The following is an 18,380-nucleotide window of genomic DNA, read 5'->3' as shown; positions in this document are numbered from 1 at the left end:
TATATGAGTTCAAAAACATTGATTATCCCAATAGCAATTATTTGCAGTTTTTTAATCACCTGCAAAATAAAGCAAAGTGATGTTGAAATAGTAAAAGTAAAAAAATCTATTCCCATTCTATTAATCAATGGAGAAGTAAACTATTTCACCGATAGTACCGAAATATATAGATATAAGGATATGGTTTTATACAAGATCCCATATCTTTTTGTATCTAATGAGCAACAACAAGAAGGAGATACAATTTTTATGCGTCCAATTTCAACTGAAATTCGCCATAAAAAATTTGTTTTTACTAAAGGGGAAGAATTTGGACTGATGTATGACTTTCCAGTTGAAAAGAAATCAGTAAGATTAAATGTCGATTCAATTAGTATGGGTGTGACATTTAAACATTTTAAGCTTCATGATTTAGGGATAGACAGTTTAATCGAAATTCAACCATTAGAGTCCAATGTTATCCGAGAAGTCTATAAATCATTGTTACCTCACAATATTTCCGAGCCAGATTCAATGTTTTTATACTATTCTAAAATTCCGAGGAAAGAAGATTTTGAATTTGATGATTCCCTTTTACCGACAAATAAGAGAAATAAAATTTTCAAGGTAGAATTAATTTTTCAAGCGCAACAAAAGCAAATTAATGGAATTCTTAAAGCCATTCCTAGACGTGTTTTAACAATGGAGACCAAAACCTTAAAAAAAATTGACAGAGATGAAATACTTTCTCTCTTTAAGCGATTTGAAATGGACGTTGCAGCTAATAAGATGTAAAATATATTTATTAGGCATGTATAAGTAGGTGATCAATCAAAAATATCTACCCCACTCTTTTAACGTTCTTCTCAAATATTTCACGATTTCAAAAACTCTTCAACTGCTTTTATAGCATTGGCTACTCTAGTTTCTCCCAATCCGCCAACTACCACATAATTTGCATTTAAGGCTTTTAACTCTTTATGCCAAATATCCATAAAGTAATCCCTTTGGTGTGGAAAATCACGTAATGGATCTTCTTCCCAAGGCAAATCTATATCCATGAGCAAATACAAATCGTAGGTGTATTTTGGGAGCGCATCTAATACTACTTTTGGCGTATATCCAAACATCTCGTCACTCCATATTTTAACCGTAAGAAAAGTGGTATCACAAATTATAAAAGGTTGAGTTGCTACCGATAAAATAGACTCTTCTAAAGCTACTTGTCCGTGAAACATATTTACTTCATCTTGTAAGTTACAAGGCTCGGTAAGTGCGGCACAGTAATATCGTGCATATTCTGGCACCCAAAGTGTGTTGAAGTGTTCGGCAAGTATTTTAGACATTGTAGATTTACCAGTGCTTTCTGGACCAACAACTGCAATTTTTTTAACGTTTTTGTTCATGATAAATTTTTCGCCAACTAAAATAACCGCTGAATGCAATAAAAATATAAAGTGCATACATCAGCCCGGTGGCATACAATTCTTTGCTAAAGTAAACATATATGTAGATGATGTCTACAATAATCCAGATTATCCAATTATATAAAATCCTTCTTGCCAACCAAGCCTGAGCAATTAGGCTAGATGCGGTAAGAAATGAGTCTAAAAATGGAAAAGATGCATCGGTATGTTTAAAAAGCAAGGTCCCTAATAGCCAGGTAAATAAAGCGATGGCAATTATAGATACGATTAATTCTAACTGTCTTAAGCCAGTAATAGGTTGCTCAGTTTGACTTTCCTTCCTGCGCGACCAAAAATACCAGCCATATATATTCATGCCTAGAAAATAGATTTGTAATCCAGCGTCAGCATATAACTTAGCGTGAAAAAAAATATAGATATAAATAATTACACTAATACAAGCAATTGGCCAGTTTAAAATATTGTTTTTAGAGGCCAGCCAAACACATAGTAATCCAGTTACCACTCCAAGCCATTCTAAGACTGATGTGGATGAAAAAAATTGACTTAAGCTTTTTTGAATGGCATCTAGTAAATCCATTCCCCAAATGTAGAAAAAGAATTTTATAGAGGTGGTTTCTATTATTATTGTTGAAACCCGGGGAACGATTTTAATACAGATTCAATTGAGCTTTCTGGATCTGGTGGAAAAATTTCGAAAGCTTTGCTAGGTTTTAAGTTTACTATTTTAGGAAGTAGACTGAGGTAGTTAGTTAATTCCCAAAACGTAGGAGGGTAGTATTGTTGCTTTAGATACTTAGATTTGTTGTTGTATTGAATATCTAAAGTTGTGGTTGTACCATGATATACATATTTCTGATTGAGAGTCAATTTGTCAATCTCAGATTTCTTCAAAATATCTATTAACTCTTTTAACTGATTCTTGTTCAGTTTTCCTTTATAGTAAAGAGCAAGCTTGTTGTAGCCGCCATTTTGTTCTTTAAATTTTATGCGTGTATAATCTTTTGCAATCCAAGTCTATTCTAGCGTAACTTGTTGCGAAAACACATAGATGGAGTTGAATATGATAAATAAAAGGATACCAATTGGCTTCATGTTTTTTTGTACGCCATGCCAATCTCAGGACGAATTGATGCTTAATTAAGACACTAAATATTCCTGATAGTTTAGTTTTCATCATCGAAACCCTATAAAATCAGCAAACTATTTTATTTTTTAGCTGTTGTGATAATAGACCTTAGTTTCAATTGGGGTTATAAATAAATGGAAAGTCAGAAATTTTAACATAAGAGGATGGAGAAAGCTTACTAATTAATTAAAGTTATATTTAAAATGTAAGATGATGAAAAACAGAGGAATTAAATTTTTAACTGCAGCTGGTTTGATGGCTGGATTATTAGCATTTACGTCGGTAAAACAGGGTGGAATAAAAGGTTCTGTTTCTCCAGCTGATGGGGCACAAGGCGTAATGGCAATTAAAGGTACAGATACCATAAAAGCGTCGATAAATTCAGGTTCATTTGTATTGGGAGATTTAAAGGCTGGAACTTATACAGTAATGGTAAAGGCTATAACTCCTTATAAAGATGCATTTGTTGAGAATGTTGTAGTAACAGATACTACTGTGGCTGATGTGGGTGAAATTCAACTCACTCAACAGAAAATACGATAAATTAAATTTTAAAATGGGGGATAATTAAATCCCCCATTTTTTTATTGATTTGTTAATGGAGTAGTGTTTAATCCTATAGCTACTCTCATGCTTACATCAACATCTAAAGCTTTGCTAAGTGTATATTCAATTCTAATTCTAACAGAATTGGATTTAATATATGTGTCAATGAATTTAGAATTATCTACATCTAAAACCAATTGACTTCCAATATTAGCGCCAATATCATTCCTAGTAGCAACTAAAATTTCGTTATCACCATTTCCAATAAATAATTTAACAGATTTTAAAACACCTAAATTATGAGAAACTGGGTTAATTGCTGTTAAGGTAGCGCTAACCACTCTAACGTCTTTAACCAATTGAGCACCATTCTTATTGCCTAATATTTGATCGAAACTTGTGGCTAAGCTAGTGGCAGTAAAAGGCGTGTTTACTGACTGGGTGGCTGGTGCAGTAATGGATGCGGTATAAGGTAAATTTGACTTAATTATAGATTGAACGGTTGAGCAAGCTGAGAAGAATATTGGAATTAAGAGGCCTAAAAAAAGAATTTTTTTCATTTTATGATGTTTTTAATAATTATGCAAATATTCATTAAATGTTGATTATAACAAAAAAATCCAGAAGGGAACAACCCCTTCTGGATAATAAACCAAACAAACTATTTATGAAGAATACCCTTGAAGGGTACTTCGAGATTGCGGCTAACTTTGTGAGTCAGCCCGAATCAATCTATTACTCTTATAACAAGTGCTGTTCCAAAATGTTTAAAAAAATGATTCAATTACACTACTATGACTTTATTTGTAAAAAATTGAAAATCATTGATTAAAGTCAATATTAAGCGACCAAAATTTGGCAGAAATATTTATGATTGTTTAAATTCGAATCTAATAAATGACAGGAATGTATTTTAGAAAGTACATCATGATTATTTTTTACATCATAAATGATGATTTATAAAATTAATTGTAATTAGAAATTGAAAAATTCCCATTTAAAAAATCTCCAGATAGACTGATAATACTTTAAAAAAACTAATATTTTATCTCAAATTAAACGCATAATAATGTATCTTTGCATCCCGACAGGTTAGTCGGATATTCACACTCCGGCTTGCTTTTATATCCATATTAACAGAAAAGCATTATGCCAAAAGACACCTCCATTAAATCCGTACTTATTATAGGTTCTGGTCCCATTATTATCGGGCAAGCTTGTGAATTTGATTATTCAGGTTCTCAAGCAGCATTATCTTTAAAAGAGGAAGGGATAGAAGTATCGATCATTAATTCTAATCCGGCAACAATTATGACGGATAAAGTAATTGGAGATCATGTTTACTTATGGCCATTAACTGTAGAGTCGATCGAGAAAATTTTACAAACCAGTAAAATTGACGCTGTATTACCTACTATGGGAGGCCAAACTGCCCTAAACCTATGTAAAGAAGCAGAAGAACGGGGCGTGTGGGAAAAATATGGCGTAAAAGTAATTGGAGTGGATGTTGCAGCGATAGAGAAAACTGAAAATCGTGAAGCTTTCCGTCAATTAATGGTTGATATAGGTGTAGGAGTAGCTCATTCAAAAATTGCCAATTCTTTTTTAGAAGGTAAGGAAGCAGCTCAAGAAATAGGTTATCCATTAGTAATTAGACCATCTTATACTTTAGGTGGTTCTGGTGGTGGTTTTGTACATAAGAAAGAAGAATTTGATCAAGCTTTAAAACGTGGATTAGAAGCTTCGCCAACACATGAAGTATTAGTAGAACAAGCTGTTTTAGGTTGGAAAGAATATGAGTTGGAGTTGTTGAGAGACAGCAATGATAACGTAATTATTATTTGCTCTATTGAGAATTTTGACCCAATGGGTATACATACAGGTGATTCCATTACAGTAGCGCCTGCCATGACATTATCTGATCGTTGTTATCAGGAAATGCGTAACCAAGCCATCAAAATGATGCGCGCGATCGGTAATTTCGCTGGAGGTTGTAACGTTCAGTTTTCTGTTAATCCAGATAACGATGAAATTATTGCTATTGAGATTAACCCTAGGGTTTCTAGATCATCAGCATTAGCTAGTAAAGCAACAGGTTATCCTATTGCAAAAATTGCGGCTAAGTTGGCTATTGGTTATAATTTGGATGAAATAGAAAATCAAATTACCAAAACTACTTCTGCTTATTTTGAGCCTACATTAGACTATGTAATCGTAAAAATTCCTAGATGGAATTTCGATAAGTTTAAAGGCGCTAATAAGGAGTTAGGTTTACAAATGAAGTCGGTAGGTGAAGTAATGGGCATAGGCCGTACTTTTATTGAAGCACTTCAAAAAGCGACTCAAAGTTTAGAGATTGGTAGATCTGGCCTAGGTGCGGATGGTAAGCACAATAGAAGAATAGAAGATATTATGGAAGGCTTGGAGCATGCAAGCTGGAACAGATTATTCTTAATTAAGGATGCTTTCTCAATGGGAGTGCCGTTAGAGTCTATTCGTAAAATAACAAGAATAGATAAATGGTTCCTAGCTCAAATTCAAGAGTTAGTTGCACTGGAAACCGAATTAAAGAGATATTCAATCAATAACATCCCTAAAGATTTCTTTTTAACTTTAAAACAAAAGGGATTTTCTGATGTACAAATAGCCTATGTTTTGGGCAACGTTACTGAAGATGAAGTTTATGATAGAAGAAAAGAACTAGGTATTCGTCGTGTTTATAAGATGGTAGATACTTGTGCTGCGGAATTCCCAGCTCAAACGCCATACTTCTATTCTACTTTTGAAGAAGAACAAAAGAACATTAATTCTGAAGTAGTAACAACTTATGCCAACGAATCTATTGTATCAGATAAGAAAAAAGTAATTGTATTAGGTTCTGGTCCAAATAGAATTGGACAAGGTATAGAATTCGATTATTCTTGCGTACACGGGTTATTAGCAGCTAAAGAGGCAGGATTTGAATCGATTATGGTAAATTGTAACCCTGAAACGGTTTCTACAGACTTTAACATGGCCGATAAGTTATACTTTGAACCTGTTTTCTGGGAGCATGTAAGAGAAATCATTGAGCACGAAAAACCTGAAGGTGTAATTGTTCAGTTAGGAGGTCAAACTGCCCTTAAAATGGCAGAAAAACTGCACGAAAAAGGCATTAAGATTATTGGGACTAGTTTCGATAATATGGATATTGCTGAAGACCGTGGAAGATTCTCTGATTTATTGAAAGAATTAGATATTCCTTATCCTAAATATGGGGTTGCAGAAAATGCTGAAGAAGCAATTGAAGTTGCTAATGAAGTAGGCTACCCAGTTTTGGTACGTCCGAGTTACGTTTTAGGCGGACAAGGGATGAGCATTGTAATTAACGATGAGGATTTAGAAAAAGCGGTTGTAAAGCTTTTAGGCGATCTACCTGGCAATAGAGTACTGATTGACCATTTCCTTGACAGAGCAGAAGAAACGGAGTCTGACTCTATTTGTGACGGTGAGGACGTACATATTATTGGTTTAATGGAGCATATAGAGCCTGCAGGAATCCATAGTGGCGACTCAAGTGCTGTATTGCCACCATTTAGCTTGTCTGACAAGGTAATTAATGATATGGAAACTTATACCAAGAAATTGGCTAAGGCTTTAAATATCCGCGGATTGATGAACATTCAGTTTGCAGTAAAAGACGATAAAGTTTACGTAATTGAAGCTAATCCGCGTGCAAGTAGAACTGTTCCGTTTATCGCAAAAGCTTATGATGTTCCATACATCAATATTGCAGCTAAAGTAATGATGGGCGCAAACAAGTTGAAAGACTTTACGATTGAAAGAAAGTTAAAAGGCTACGCTATCAAAGAACCTGTATTCTCTTTTGAAAAATTCCCAGAAGTTACGAAAGAGTTAGGTCCAGAAATGAAGTCGACCGGTGAGGCAATCCGTTTCATCGCCGATTTAGAAGATCCATACTTCAGACATTTGGTGAAAGAGAAGTCGATGTACTTGAGTAAGTAAGCTGAAGGTAGAAAGTAGAAAGCTGAAAGTCCTGCAGGATATATAAGTCCCCACAAGCATATTTCTGGGGACTTTTTTTGTTTTATATTTTTAGTATTTGTAGACTTACGGTTTTAGTTGTTTGACTTTTTTTGGCGTTTCCCTCGTTCCTCGGGTCGGGCTGTCCGCTGTATCTTTTCTTCATTGCACTCAGAAAAGGATGCCGTTTCTATCCCAAACGCGGTCTAATCTAAAATTATTACTAAAGGTTTGCCAACTCTGTCTATGTACTAAAGACCAACTTCCAGCTACGATCTACCTAGATTTTTAGCATGGATTACAGGATACCGCCTTAGGGATGGTAGCTGCCCGTTCCGCGTAGCGAACTGAATCTGCAAACAGCCTGGGCCGCAGGCAAGGCCCTAAACAGACATGACCTAATTATCTGCTACCTCAATATTTTCTCCATTTTTTTACCCTTAGCCAACTCATCCACTAGTTTATCTAAATAGCGTACTTTTTGGGTAAGCTCATTTTCTATATCTTCTACTCGATAGCCACAGATGGTTCCAGTAATTAAATGTGCATTTGGGTTCAGTTTAGCTCTTTCAAAAAATGTTTGAAAGGTTATTTTTTCTGCAATCAAGACCTCCAAATTTGCATCATCATAACCTGTAAGCCAATTTATTACGGTATTTAACTCTTCTTTAGTCCTCCCTTTTCTCTCTATTTTTTGGAGATACATGGGATAAACGGAAGCAAATGTCATGTTTGCGATACGCTGGTTGTGTTGTTCTAAAGGTTGCATGAGATTACAAGTATTGAATGTTTTCTTCGGGTACCCATCCTACATCATTGGACTTATTGCTTTTTGACCATAGCCAACCGTTTAATTGCTGGCTAACTGTAATTGTGTCCCCTTTCTCTACATCTAACTCCTTGGCACTGTAATCTTCCAGTACTTGGGCAGTTAGTTTGCTTTGGTCTATTTTTAAGATTTGTATAGGCACCCAACCACCGTGGGTCTCATTTTCTGCCCAAATCCAGCCCTTCCATTTCTCTTCTGATTCTTCCTGACCCAGATGTACTGTTTCTCCCTTTTTTAAAACGATGGGATCTTGGTATTGCGATGAATAGTTTGAAATAGCTACAGCTTTAAGCATATTAATAGAATTTGTTAACACTAATTTACTCAAAATTTAAAATCCTTGGTCGACTGAATGTCATTTAATAACAGAGTATTACTCGTGGAAAAAGTCTAATTGATTATTCTGCATTTTGCAATTTTTTTACCTGAAGTAAGGTAATTATCCATAAAATAGTGAAAGGCAAGAAAATTATTGCAAAAATGCTTGCTAGTTCGAACTGCGCAAATAAAAAAATCAATCCCACTACCATAAACCAATTTGGGAATCTTATTATTCTGTTATAGACGAAGGGAAAAATCACGAATAATACAGTTGAAAATGTGTGTAAGTTTAATGCGATGATGCTGGTGTGCTGTGGTGGCTTGCCTAATAAGAAGAGCCTCCAGATACGGGGAGTTTCAAAGAAGGCTAATTCGTATGGCCAAGCCCATTGTCCATTCAATGATATTCCTGAGAATAGCGAAAGGATTGTAATGGTAACTAATAAGCTTGTAGTTTTTATGTTTCGAAATACCATATCTACTTATTCATGTTAATAGAGTTTCGCCATGGTGTACGAGGCCTTCTTAATAGTAAGTATCCTTTCCATCTTAAAAATTACAGTTGTGCAAAAAAAATCCCGATTCATTTTGTGAATCGGGATCATTATGATTTTTAAGCGTGGTTAGTTTAAAATTACTACGCCTTTTGCTTCAAATGCAACTTCTTTTTTAGGTTCAGTGATTTTCGCAATTTCAGCTTCAGATTTATGTGCATCTTCTGCATAATGACGTAAAGTTTCTACCGAAACAATTTGTTTTTTAGCAACGCCGTCTAATAAAATTTCTTTTCCTGCTAAATCAAATGGCATAAAGAAAGCGTAATCTTTGAAAGTTACACGTACAGGCTCTTTACCATCAGGCATTTGTACTGTAATGAAACATCCTTTTTTCTGACAAACTTCAACTACTTTACCTCTTAATTTCATGTCAGCAGACTGTTTGTCGCCTAATAATTGCTCAATTTGAGCAAATGGAGCAGTTTCTCCTGTTACACCGGTTCCAAAAACTTTTTTGTTATCTGCAACTTGTTGTGCGAATGCAAAAACTGTAACAAAACAAAATGCTAGACTTAATAATATCTTTTTCATATCGACTATAGATTTAATCTTGGTTTTATAAAGATACGAATTTCTAATAATTTTAGTTGACTTCAAAATAACCATGTTTGAGGATTGTCAATTTTTTGGTTCCGGGTAGACTGTAGACAGTAGATGGTAGAAAGTATAAAGTAGTAGACAGTAGATTGAAAATAGTTGTTCTTGGAAGCCTAGATATATCTTCTCTATCCAAACAAATGCTGAAATACTTCTTCTATCTTACTTACGCCTACTATTTGTATGTTGAATTTTTTAAGGTTCAAACCTTTATAGTTGTACGCAGATATCATTACCTTTTCAAAACCTAATTTTTCTGCTTCAGAAATGCGTTGCTCTATCCTGTTTACGGCTCTTATTTCTCCAGAAAGCCCAACTTCTGCTGCAAAGCATGTTTTAGAAGAAACCGGTATGTCCTGATGTGAAGAAATAATAGCTACTAAAATAGCAAGGTCTATTGCTGGATCTTCTACTTTTATTCCACCTGCAATATTTAAAAAAACATCTTGAGTACTTAATCTAAATCCACAGCGTTTTTCTAAAACAGCCAACAACATGTTCATTCTTTTGGTGTCGAACCCATTTGCAGAACGCTGAGGTGTACCGTAAGCTGCAGTCGACACCAATGCTTGTGTTTCTATTAACATGGGCCTAGCGCCCTCTAAAGTTGCCGATATAGCAATTCCGCTCAATTCTTCCTCACGCTGTAATAATAATATTTCCGAAGGATTAGAAACTTCTCTTAATCCATCGCCACTCATGGCATATATGCCTAGTTCCGCTGCTGCACCAAATCTGTTTTTTATAGACCTTAAAATACGGTACACATGGTGTCTATCGCCCTCAAATTGAAGCACTGTATCTACCATGTGCTCCAAGATTTTTGGACCAGCTATCATACCATCTTTTGTGATATGGCCGATTAAAAAAACGGGTGTACTGGTTTCTTTCGCATAGCGTAAAAATTCTGCTGTACATTCTCGCACTTGCGATACGCTACCCGGTGTAGATTCTACATGTGCCGACTGCATAGTTTGAATAGAATCTACAATAAGAATATCTGGCTCAAGCGCCTCTATTTGTTTGAAAATATTTTGAGTGAGTGTTTCTGTAAGGATATAACAATCTGGCGAAGGACTAGAAGTAATTCGCTCAGCACGCATTTTAATTTGTTGCTCGCTTTCTTCTCCAGAAACATATAAAACTTTAAGGTTTTTTAGCTGGAGTGCTAGTTGAAGCATAAGGGTTGATTTGCCTATTCCTGGCTCCCCGCCAATTAGCGTTACAGAGCCGTAAACCAAACCACCTCCTAAAACGCGATCAAGTTCTGCATCACCAGTAGCAATGCGGGCCATTTCTGTAGTCTCTATATCTTGAACCTTACTTGGGGTGTGTAGTCGTTGACTACCGTTGCTAGATTTCCATGAAGATTTTAAGGCACCACTTTTCTCAATTACTTCTTCTACAAAAGTATTCCATTGTCCACATGAAGGACATTTACCAAGCCATTTTGCAGATTCGAAACCACAACTTTGACAAAAAAATGCTGATTTTGTTTTAGCCAATTTTTATAAATTATTTAATTGTAAAAGTAGCTAAAATAGCTTTATGATCTGTAGGCCATATACCTTTTGGTAGAACAAATGGATCTTTTGTAAATTCTTTAATCACATTTCCATTTGAAATTGATGTGTTTGGACCCAGAATCGAAATGCTATTTAGACGTATTTTTTTATGTTTTTTGTAAAAAATAAAATCAATCCTATCTCTATCATCGGCCTCTTTTGCCCAAATTAATTTATTTATAGGTACATGTGGATTAAAAGCTGGAAATGTAAACCCTGGATGAGTTAATACATTAGGATAAATTTTTCTATATGCGTCTATCCATCCGTTTTTTTCTAAACTCATTGTATTTTGCCATGGAATAATTAGTCCATTATGGTCATAAAGATCTTTAGTGTTCTTTTTCCAATCTCTATGTGATGGTTCATTTAAATCCATCCCTAAAATTACTATACCTCCATTTTTAGATTCAATCTCTGCATCCTTTATAATTAAATTGATTGCCTCATCGCGTTGGGAGTCAGCATTTATTCTTAAAATTTCGTTTACATCAGCCAACTTTTTACCTAATTTTTTCCAAGTATTGGCATCATATCCTCTTGGAGGATAATTTGCGGCATTTAAATAATCTAGATGTGCAGTATAAGCAATAATTCTATTGTTATTAACCTTAATAACAGCTTTATAGGCTGATCCATGATCATTTTTAAGAGGATAAACTTCCTGATAACTTTCAATTGGAAACTTTGATAAAATCCCTGAATCGTAACTCAAAAATGAATAATAATTAGCACCTTTCTTTTGTAAGGCTAGAATTATCTTTTCATTAAATGGAACGTTCTTATAATTTCTGACTTCACTAAAAGTAATAATATCTGCATTATTTGCTAGTATTTCGTCGACAATAGCTTCGAAGCCACCATTAACTACTGTTCCTTCTTGCCAAATATTAAATTGAAGAAATTTTAATTGAGTGGATTGGGCATTTATCAAATTTAAATTGATAAATAGGAAGAAGAATAAGGAATAAAGATATGGTTTAAGCATAAAAACAATGGTAGTACCTAAGATACTACCATTGTTTTAAAATTAAAGTTTTATTTCTTCATCTTTTGAAGATAGGAAATGGAATTCTGTTAAGTTATAAGAACTCACGGCTCTTACTCTAATACGTTGACCGTATCTAAAGAACCATTTCCATTGTAAAGAAATGAACCCTTTTTTAATGAAAGCTTCAATATAAGGGTGTACGCAAAGCGTAATATTTTTTTCATTCTGTTCTTCAAGGATGTATTTCAAATTATTTTCAATATCATCTATTAACAGAATACTTGCTTTAATTTCGCCGGTTCCTCCACATGTTGGACATTTCTCACTTGTCACAATATTCATTTCTGGACGGACACGCTGGCGTGTTATCTGTACTAATCCAAACTTACTTGGAGGTAAAATGGTATGTTTTGCTCTATCGAGCAACATTAGAGATTTTAGGTAATCGAATAAAATTTTACGATTTGCGGGTTTATGCATATCAATAAAATCGATAACAATAATACCGCCCATGTCTCTTAATCTTAGTTGTCTAGCAATTTCTTTTGCTGCTTCTTGATTAACTTGAAGCGCATTTTCTTCTTGATTTTCCTTACTAGCTGTTCTATTACCACTGTTAACATCAATAACATGTAGCGCTTCGGTATGTTCAACAACTAAATATGCACCACCGGCTAAAGTAACCGTTTTTCCAAATGCATTTTTTATTTGTTTTTCTATTCCGAAATGCTCGAAAATAGGTTCTTTATGTTTGTAAAGTTTTACAATTTTCTCCATTTCTGGTGAAATTTGTTGAACATAAGACTTTACATCTTCATAATACCCATGATCTGTTACGTGTACATTAGTAAAATCGCTATTTAAAATATCACGAATTAATGTAGACGATCTATCCATTTCACCCCAAACTTTTTTGGAAGGTTCTGCATCAGGAAGTTTTTTAGAAAAGTTTTCCCATTTAGCAATACAATCATCAAGATCTTTATGCAATGAGGCAACATCTTTTCCTTCAGAAACGGTTCTGATGATTACTCCAAAATTATTTGGCTTAATACTTTCGATAATTTTCTTCAATCTATTTCTTTCCGTATTACTTCGGATTTTTTTTGAAATAGAAATTACATTTGAAAAGGGAACAAGCACAATATACCTTCCGGCAATTGATAAATCTGCACTTAAGCGCGGTCCTTTTGTAGAGATTGGTTCTTTTGCAATCTGAACAGGAAGGAGCATGTTTTTGCTTAAGATATCAGAGATTTTCCCAGACTTGTTAATGTCTGGATCAAGCTTGAAACTTTCCAATGCTGTAGCGTTACCACCGCCATTTCGTTTGACTTTGGTAAACTTTAATAAAGATTGAACTTGAGGGCCTAAATCAAAATAATGTAGGAACGCATCTTTTTCATAACCAACATCCACAAAAGCAGCATTCAGGCCGGGCATAATTTTTTTAATGCGGCCTAAATAAATATCTCCTACGGCGTAGTTATTATTAACACGCTCTTTATGAAGCTCTACAAGTTGTTTATCCTCTATTAAAGCTATGGTAACCCCAGCAGGTGTGGAATTGAGAATTAATTCTTTAACCAAAAGCTTTAAGATTAAAAGGTCTATTGACCTTTGTACAACACATAATTAAGTAAAAAACAATACAGACCAAGCTAAACCTGGTCTGTATTTTAAGAAAAATTATTTTTTCTTATGTCTGTTTTTTCTTAAGCGTTTTTTGCGCTTATGCGTTGCCATTTTATGTCTTTTTCTTTTTTTACCGCTTGGCATAATTTTAATTTTTTAGTGTTTTAAATTCTATTAATTTTTTAATTCAGCTACCTTCTTGTCTATAAACTTAGACAAAGTAGGGTTTGCCGCAATTCTTTTGCTATTTAAATAAGCTTCTATCGCTTCTTCTTTTCTATTTAAGTTCTCGTAAGCCGTAGCTAAATAGAAATAAGCTTCAGAAGTTTCTTTTAATTTTATAGCCTCTTTAAAGCGCTCAATTGCTCTATCAAATTGGCCAGATTTCACCGAAAATAAACCTAATTGCATAATTGCTTTTAAATTTTTCGGATCTTTTTTAACTACATCAACTAACATGAAAATACCTTCCATTGGTGCGCCCATTCCATTTACAATGGTAGTTCCCATCCCTGTTTTGGCATCTAAGTTAGTAGAGTCAATAGCTAATGCCTTACTAAAGGCAGTGTTTGCTTTAATTAGTAATGCCGGTTTTACAACGCTATCTGATTCATTTTCAAATGCTGCAATTAATCTGTCACCTGAATTAATCCAATCATTAAGTGAGTTCTTTTCGGAAGCCACTATTTCTAAATATAATGCACTTGGAGTTAATTGCTCTACATCATTCCATTTATCAGCTAACTGAGCTGCTAATTCTAATCTTGATTCTCCTTTAGAAGTTTTAAATTTATTTTCAAGCGCTTCAATTTCCTTGCTGTATAATCCTCCAACAATGTTTTTTCCAACTCTTGAAATATCATCTAAATTTAATTCGTCTGCTTCTGGTGTTGTGTTTGCCTCCATTCCAGCAGTTTTGTTTTCTTCAGGCTTTAAGGCCGTAATGTCTCTAGAATATATAAATCCTAGGATAAGAAGAATTACCCCAATAATAATAAACTGCTGTAAACGAATTTTTGACATACCTTAAGCTTCTAATTGAATCTTTTTTGAATTAGTTTTTACTTTATCTACAAATACTTTTGCTGGTTTGAAACTTGGAACATAATGTTCAGGAATTATGATCGCTGTGTTCTTTGAGATATTCCTAGCAGTTTTTTGAGCTCTTTTCTTTACAACAAAACTACCGAAACCTCTTACGTAAACATTCTCGCCTCCAATCATACTTTTTTTAATGACTTTGAAGAATGCCTCTACAGTTTCTTGTACGTCAACTTTTTCTATCCCTGTTTGTGTTGATATTTCTGAAATAATATCTGCCTTGGTCATATCTATTTATTATTATTTGTTAATATTTTTTATAATGTTTTGGGGTTGCAAAAGTATTGTTTTTTAATGAGATAGGAAAATAATATCTACAATTATTTATGAGATTAGATGAAAATGACAGTTCTGTACTTTAATAAAGCAGAAACTCCTATTTTTGTAGCATGCATTTTCAGCAGGAATTAATAAGCTGGTACTCACTAAATAAGAGAGATTTACCATGGAGAAACACAAATAATCCTTATCTTATTTGGCTTTCAGAAATTATTCTTCAACAAACTCGGGTTGCTCAAGGATTACCCTATTATGAACGTTTTGTAGAACAATTCCCTACTTTATCTGATTTAGCTAAAGCTAGCGAAACCGATGTTTTAAAGCTTTGGGAAGGCCTAGGTTATTATTCTAGAGGTAGGAATTTACACGCCACCGCCAAATTTATTTTTGATAATTTGAATGGGGTTTTTCCTTCAGATTACGATAGTTTAATTCGCTTAAAAGGTATTGGTGTTTATACTGCTGCAGCAGTTTCCTCTTTTTCTATCAATGAACGTCAAGCTGTAGTTGATGGAAATGTTTACCGTGTATTGTCTAGATATTTTGGAGTATTTGATCCAATAGACTCTACTTTGGGTAAGAAAATATTTTCTAAGCTGGCTAATGAGCTAATTTCTGAGGTAGATCCAGGATTATTTAACCAATCTATTATGGAGTTTGGTGCCCTGGTTTGTAAGCCTAAAAATCCAGATTGTATGAATTGTCCAGTTAAACTGGGCTGTTTTGCGGTGTTAAATGATAAGATTGCAGAATTACCTCAAAAGTCGAAAAAGCTTGTTAAAAAGGAACGTTTTCTAAACTATTTCTTAGTTCAAAACGATGATAAGGTTTTAGTAAAACAACGCGAAAGTGGAGATATTTGGCAAGGATTATTTGATTTCCCTTTAATTGAATTTGAAACCAAAAGCATTGATTTTACATCATTAGTGCCTAATGTTTTCGACGACAATAAAATTGAAAATTTTAAATTGATAAAGAGCTATAGGCATGTTTTAACTCATCAGTTATTAAATGTTCAATTTTTTAAAGCACCTAATATTAATAGTACCTTTATTGCTGACAATAAATTGATTTGGGTTTCTTTAGAAGAGTTAGTTAATCTTCCAAAACCTAGGGTTGTTCAACAATTTATTAGTGGTTATTTAGAAATTTAAAATATGACAGGCGTAAATAAAGCTATTTTGATTGGAAATTTAGGGAAGGATCCTGAAATAAGATATTTAGAAGGTGGGGTGTCTGTAGCCAGTTTTCCATTGGTTACGTCAGAGTATTTTTTAAGAGAAGGTAAGAAGGTTGAGCAAGTAGAATGGCACAATATAGTGATGTGGCGCAAATTGGCTGAAAATGCGGCTAAATACTTAAAAAAGGGCAGACTTATTTATATAGAAGGTAAGTTGAGAACTCGTTCCTTTGAAGATAAAGAAGGGGTTAAAAGATATATTACCGAGATTGTTGCCGATAGCTTTAATCTTTTAGATAAAAAAATAGAAGGAACAACTGAATAAGCGTTCCTTCTATAAATTTAATATTATTCTACTGTTACTGATTTTGCTAGATTTCTAGGTTGATCTACATTACAACCTCTTAATAATGCAATATGATACGATAATAATTGTAAAGGAATAGTGGCTAATAAAGGTAAAAACGCCTCATTCGCATCTGGAATTTCAATACAATAGTCGGCCATTTTACGTACTTCTGTGTCGCCAGCAGTTACTATGGCAATAACAACTCCTTTTCTAGCTTTCACTTCTTGGATATTGCTAATTACTTTTTCATACGATGAATTTTTAGTAGCGATAAATACTACTGGCATTTCTTCGTCAATTAATGCAATAGGGCCATGTTTCATTTCTGCAGCAGGATATCCCTCAGCATGTATGTATGAAATTTCTTTTAATTTCAATGCTCCTTCTAAAGCTACAGGGAAACCGCTTCCTCTTCCTAAGAATAAGAAGTTTCTAGCATTAAAAAACTTCTCTGATATTTCCTTAATTAAGTTATCAGACTCAAGAACTTTTTCAATTTTAGAAGGGATTTGGTCTAATTCTGTTAACAATTCAACCATTTTTGATTTAGAAATGGTTCCTTTTTGTTGAGCCATGTAGAAGGCCATTAGCGTTAAAACAGTTACTTGAGCTGTAAATGCTTTAGTAGAAGCTACGCCTATTTCGGGGCCAGCATGAGTATAAACACCTGCGTCTGTAATTCTAGGGATTGATGCACCCACTACATTACATACGCCAAATAGAGTTGCACCTTTCTCTTTTGCCATCTCTAAAGCGGCCATGGTATCGGCAGTTTCGCCAGATTGAGAGATTGCAATTACAACATCTTTTTCAGTGATAATAGGGTTTCTATATCTAAATTCAGACGCATATTCAACCTCAACAGGTATGCGTGCGTATTCTTCAATTAAGTATTCACCTACTAACCCAGCATGCCAAGAAGTTCCACAGGCTACAATAATAATGCGGTCAATATTTTTTAATTTTTCCGCATATTCTTTAATTCCACCCAACTGAACTTTTCCTTCTGAAGGATAAATTCTTCCACGCATACAATCGCGAATAGAGCGCGGCTGTTCGTATATTTCCTTTAGCATAAAGTGGTCGTAACCACCTTTTTCTAACATTTCTAATTGTAATTCTAATTCCTGGATATAAGGAGTTTGGATTACATTATCTAAGCGTTTGATAATTAAACTGTCGGTTTTTACCTGAGCAACTTCATTATCATTCAAATAAATTACGTTATTGGTATATTCTATGATAGGTGTAGCATCTGATGCGATAAAGTATTCGCCTTCGCCAACACCAATAACCATTGGGCTACCTTTTCTTGCAGCAATTAATTGATCTGGTTGCTCCGAATCCATGATAACAATCGCATAAGCACCATTAACTTCTTTTAAAGCTAGTCTTACTGCTTCGAATAATTCTACAGATTCGTTTTTATAGATTTCTTCAATTAAATGAATTAGAACTTCTGTATCGGTATCACTTTCAAAAGTATGCCCTCTTCTAATTAACTCTTCTTTTAAAGTAGCATAGTTTTCTATGATGCCGTTATGAATTATAGAAAACCTTTTATTATTAGAAGTATGAGGGTGCGAATTTCTGTCAGATGGGGCACCATGTGTTGCCCATCTGGTATGACCCATACCAATATTTCCATTTAGGTTTTGATCAGCCGCATAATCTTCAAGTACTTGAACTTTTCCGGCTTTTTTATAAATATTTAGATTTTTATTGTCAATTAGTGCAACTCCAGCACTATCGTAACCTCTATATTCTAATCTTTTTAGTCCTTTAATAATAATAGGCCATGCGTTTCTATGACCTATATAACCTACTATTCCACACATATTTTATAAATAAATTTCACTCGAATTTAAATAA

At 34.1% G+C, this 18,380-nt stretch carries 19 protein-coding genes; 5 read left to right on the top strand and 14 right to left on the bottom strand.

Going from position 1 to position 18,380, the window contains the following annotated elements:
* The first annotated feature begins 3 nt into the window (after window positions 1–3).
* Entirely contained in the window at window positions 4–774 is a 771-nt protein-coding gene (locus VRU49_RS02745) for a hypothetical protein (RefSeq protein ID WP_330145247.1), read from the top strand.
* Between the two features lie 80 nt (window positions 775–854).
* On the opposite strand, the gene VRU49_RS02740 is transcribed toward VRU49_RS02745, so the two are convergent.
* Genes VRU49_RS02740 through VRU49_RS02730 form a run of 3 tightly spaced genes read right to left on the bottom strand, consistent with a single transcriptional unit; the run spans window position 855 to window position 2,276 of the window.
* Window positions 855–1,385, bottom strand: coding sequence for an ATP-binding protein (locus VRU49_RS02740; protein WP_330145246.1), 531 nt, complete (start codon window positions 1,383–1,385; stop codon window positions 855–857).
* Window positions 1,369–1,986 carry a nicotinamide riboside transporter PnuC gene (pnuC, locus tag VRU49_RS02735; RefSeq protein ID WP_330145245.1) on the bottom strand — a complete coding sequence of 206 codons (618 nt, stop codon included), beginning with the start codon at window positions 1,984–1,986 and terminating at the stop codon, window positions 1,369–1,371. The genes VRU49_RS02740 and pnuC overlap by 17 nt, the downstream gene beginning before the upstream one ends.
* A 44-nt stretch (window positions 1,987–2,030) precedes the next feature.
* Window positions 2,031–2,276: a hypothetical protein gene (locus VRU49_RS02730; RefSeq protein WP_330145244.1), complete on the bottom strand. Its 246-nt coding sequence runs from the start codon at window positions 2,274–2,276 to the stop codon at window positions 2,031–2,033.
* A gap of 469 nt (window positions 2,277–2,745) precedes the next feature.
* On the opposite strand from VRU49_RS02730, the gene VRU49_RS02725 reads away from it, so the two are divergent.
* Complete coding sequence (locus VRU49_RS02725; RefSeq protein WP_330145243.1) at window positions 2,746–3,078, top strand: carboxypeptidase regulatory-like domain-containing protein; 333 nt, start codon at window positions 2,746–2,748, stop codon at window positions 3,076–3,078.
* A gap of 41 nt (window positions 3,079–3,119) precedes the next feature.
* Here VRU49_RS02725 and VRU49_RS02720 read toward each other — a convergent pair whose 3' ends face one another.
* A complete protein-coding gene (locus VRU49_RS02720) occupies window positions 3,120–3,641 on the bottom strand; it encodes a hypothetical protein (RefSeq protein ID WP_330145242.1) in 522 nt (173 codons plus the stop codon).
* A 589-nt stretch (window positions 3,642–4,230) separates the two neighbouring features.
* Between VRU49_RS02720 and carB the strand changes: the two genes are divergently transcribed.
* On the top strand, window positions 4,231–7,086 hold the full coding sequence (gene carB / locus VRU49_RS02715; protein ID WP_330145241.1) for a carbamoyl-phosphate synthase large subunit: 2,856 nt from the start codon (window positions 4,231–4,233) through the stop codon (window positions 7,084–7,086).
* A 427-nt stretch (window positions 7,087–7,513) separates the two neighbouring features.
* Here the strand turns inward: carB and VRU49_RS02710 are convergent, their stop codons facing one another.
* The 9 genes from VRU49_RS02710 to VRU49_RS02670 form a co-directional block, all read right to left on the bottom strand.
* Window positions 7,514–7,873: a DUF2200 domain-containing protein gene (locus VRU49_RS02710; RefSeq protein WP_330145240.1), complete on the bottom strand. Its 360-nt coding sequence runs from the start codon at window positions 7,871–7,873 to the stop codon at window positions 7,514–7,516.
* A 4-nt stretch (window positions 7,874–7,877) separates the two neighbouring features.
* Window positions 7,878–8,261, bottom strand: coding sequence for an SH3 domain-containing protein (locus tag VRU49_RS02705; protein ID WP_330145239.1), 384 nt, complete (start codon window positions 8,259–8,261; stop codon window positions 7,878–7,880).
* Window positions 8,262–8,331: 70 nt separating this feature from the next.
* Window positions 8,332–8,730 carry a hypothetical protein gene (locus tag VRU49_RS02700; RefSeq protein ID WP_330145238.1) on the bottom strand — a complete coding sequence of 133 codons (399 nt, stop codon included), beginning with the start codon at window positions 8,728–8,730 and terminating at the stop codon, window positions 8,332–8,334.
* Window positions 8,731–8,877: 147 nt separating this feature from the next.
* Window positions 8,878–9,342: a DUF4920 domain-containing protein gene (locus VRU49_RS02695; protein WP_330145237.1), complete on the bottom strand. Its 465-nt coding sequence runs from the start codon at window positions 9,340–9,342 to the stop codon at window positions 8,878–8,880.
* 194 nt (window positions 9,343–9,536) lie between these two features.
* A complete protein-coding gene (gene radA, locus VRU49_RS02690; protein WP_330145236.1) occupies window positions 9,537–10,913 on the bottom strand; it encodes a DNA repair protein RadA in 1,377 nt (458 codons plus the stop codon).
* 10 nt (window positions 10,914–10,923) lie between these two features.
* A complete protein-coding gene (locus VRU49_RS02685; protein ID WP_330145235.1) occupies window positions 10,924–11,961 on the bottom strand; it encodes an endonuclease/exonuclease/phosphatase family protein in 1,038 nt (345 codons plus the stop codon).
* A gap of 42 nt (window positions 11,962–12,003) precedes the next feature.
* Entirely contained in the window at window positions 12,004–13,554 is a 1,551-nt protein-coding gene (locus tag VRU49_RS02680; RefSeq protein ID WP_330145234.1) for an Rne/Rng family ribonuclease, read from the bottom strand.
* A gap of 219 nt (window positions 13,555–13,773) precedes the next feature.
* A complete protein-coding gene (locus VRU49_RS02675; protein ID WP_330145233.1) occupies window positions 13,774–14,622 on the bottom strand; it encodes a tetratricopeptide repeat protein in 849 nt (282 codons plus the stop codon).
* 3 nt (window positions 14,623–14,625) lie between these two features.
* Entirely contained in the window at window positions 14,626–14,928 is a 303-nt protein-coding gene (locus VRU49_RS02670; protein ID WP_330145232.1) for an HU family DNA-binding protein, read from the bottom strand.
* A gap of 161 nt (window positions 14,929–15,089) precedes the next feature.
* On the opposite strand from VRU49_RS02670, the gene mutY reads away from it, so the two are divergent.
* Complete coding sequence (gene mutY, locus VRU49_RS02665; protein WP_330145231.1) at window positions 15,090–16,133, top strand: A/G-specific adenine glycosylase; 1,044 nt, start codon at window positions 15,090–15,092, stop codon at window positions 16,131–16,133.
* 3 nt (window positions 16,134–16,136) lie between these two features.
* The gene (locus VRU49_RS02660) at window positions 16,137–16,484 is read left to right on the top strand and encodes a single-stranded DNA-binding protein (RefSeq protein ID WP_330145230.1); all 348 of its coding nucleotides are present in this window, start codon (window positions 16,137–16,139) and stop codon (window positions 16,482–16,484) included.
* Between the two features lie 23 nt (window positions 16,485–16,507).
* Here VRU49_RS02660 and glmS read toward each other — a convergent pair whose 3' ends face one another.
* Window positions 16,508–18,346, bottom strand: coding sequence for a glutamine--fructose-6-phosphate transaminase (isomerizing) (gene glmS, locus VRU49_RS02655; RefSeq protein ID WP_330145229.1), 1,839 nt, complete (start codon window positions 18,344–18,346; stop codon window positions 16,508–16,510).
* Between the last annotated feature and the right edge of the window lie 34 nt (window positions 18,347–18,380).

It is taken from the genome of Pedobacter flavus (assembly GCF_036324285.1).
Classification (GTDB): Bacteria; Bacteroidota; Bacteroidia; order Sphingobacteriales; family Sphingobacteriaceae; genus Pedobacter; species Pedobacter flavus.
Note: the sequence above shows the minus strand (reverse complement) of the source record. Positions and strands in the feature narration are given on the sequence as shown.